This window comes from Nostoc sp. CmiVER01 (assembly GCF_034531135.2).
In the GTDB taxonomy this organism is placed as follows: Bacteria; Cyanobacteriota; Cyanobacteriia; order Cyanobacteriales; family Nostocaceae; genus Nostoc.
On sequence record NZ_JAVRBU020000046.1, the window covers coordinates 1 to 1,522 of the forward strand.

The following is a 1,522-nucleotide window of genomic DNA, read 5'->3' on the forward strand; positions in this document are numbered from 1 at the left end:
GCGTTATTGTTATTAGTTTTACTATTATCAATTAAAAAGATTGATAGGATTTTGAAATCAAGGAACTCCAACAAGTTTCTGACAAAACTTACATATTAGAAGAGTCTGTCTTCTTAACAATTGCAACTGGAGCAATCAGCCATGCCAATGAAGTTGTTTAAGTGCGACGAAACGATTCCCGAACGGGAGAAGCACATATATATTAAAGAGAAAGGAGAAGATACAACCCAGTTTCTCCCTAGCGCCCACGTCGAAACCATTCCCGGCTCATTATCTGAGCGTGGATGCAGCTATTGTGGTGCAAAGCTAGTAATTGGTGGTGTTCTCAAGGATACTATCCAGTTGATACATGGGCCTGTAGGCTGTGCTTATGACACATGGCACACCAAACGCTATCCCAGCGACAATGGCAACTTCCAACTCAAATATGTCTGGTCATCGGACATGAAGGAACAGCACGTTGTCTTCGGTGGTGAAAAGCTGCTGAAAAAAGCGATGCTGGAAGCCTTTGCGGAATTTCCTGACATCAAACGGATGATGGTCTACACCACCTGCTCTACTGCTTTAATTGGCGATGATATTAAGCCTGTAGTTAAAGAAGTAGAAAAAGAACTCGGTGATGTCGATATCTTCACTGTGGAGTGTCCCGGTTTTGCTGGGGTGAGTCAGTCCAAAGGACACCACGTATTCAATATGGGGTGGATGACAGATAAGGTAGGAACTTATGAGCCAGAAATTACCAGCCCATACACGATTAATGTGATTGGTGACTACAACATTCAAGGAGATACCTTTGTCCTTGAAAAGTATATGGAAAAAATGGGTGTGCAAATTATTGCCCATTTTACTGGGAATGGGACTTATGACTCATTGCGTGGAATGCACAGAGCGCAGTTGAATGTGACTAACTGTGCCCGTTCTGCTGGATATATTGCCAATGAGTTAAAGAAAAAATATGGTATTCCCCGTATCGATGTGGATACCTGGGGCTTTGACTATGCTAAGGAAGGGTTACGCAAAATCGGTGCTTTCTTTGGGATTGAGGATAGAGCCGAAGCTGTGATTGCAGAAGAGGTGGCAAAATATGAGTCGAAGTTAGCTTGGTATAAGGAGCGCTTGACTGGGAAAAAGGTCTGTATTTGGACTGGTGGCCCTCGTTTGTGGCACTGGACTAAAGCGCTAGAAGACGATTTAGGGATGAAAGTGGTGGCGATGTCGTCCAAGTTTGGACACCAAGAAGACTTTGAAAAGGTAATTGCCAGAGGTGAAGAAGGGACTATCTATATTGATGATGGCAATGAACTTGAGTTCTTCGAGGTGCTGGAGATGGTTAAGCCTGATTTGGTGTTGACTGGCCCTCGGGTGGGTGCTTTGGTGAAGAAGTTGCATTTGCCTTATGTGAATGGTCATGGCTACCATAATGGCCCTTATATGGGTTTTGAAGGTGCGGTGAATATGGCACGCGATATGTACAATGCCATTTACTCCCCTTTGATGAAGTTGGCTAAGGATGATATCCGTG

1 protein-coding gene is annotated in these 1,522 nt (G+C 44.0%); it reads left to right on the forward strand.

Features of this window, described 5'->3' with window-relative positions; all coding sequences use genetic code 11:
• Positions 1–141 precede the first annotated feature (141 nt).
• The coding region (gene vnfD / locus RMZ43_RS35870) for a nitrogenase vanadium-iron protein, alpha chain (protein ID WP_322652126.1) at positions 142–1,522 on the forward strand (1,381 nt) is incomplete at its 3' end.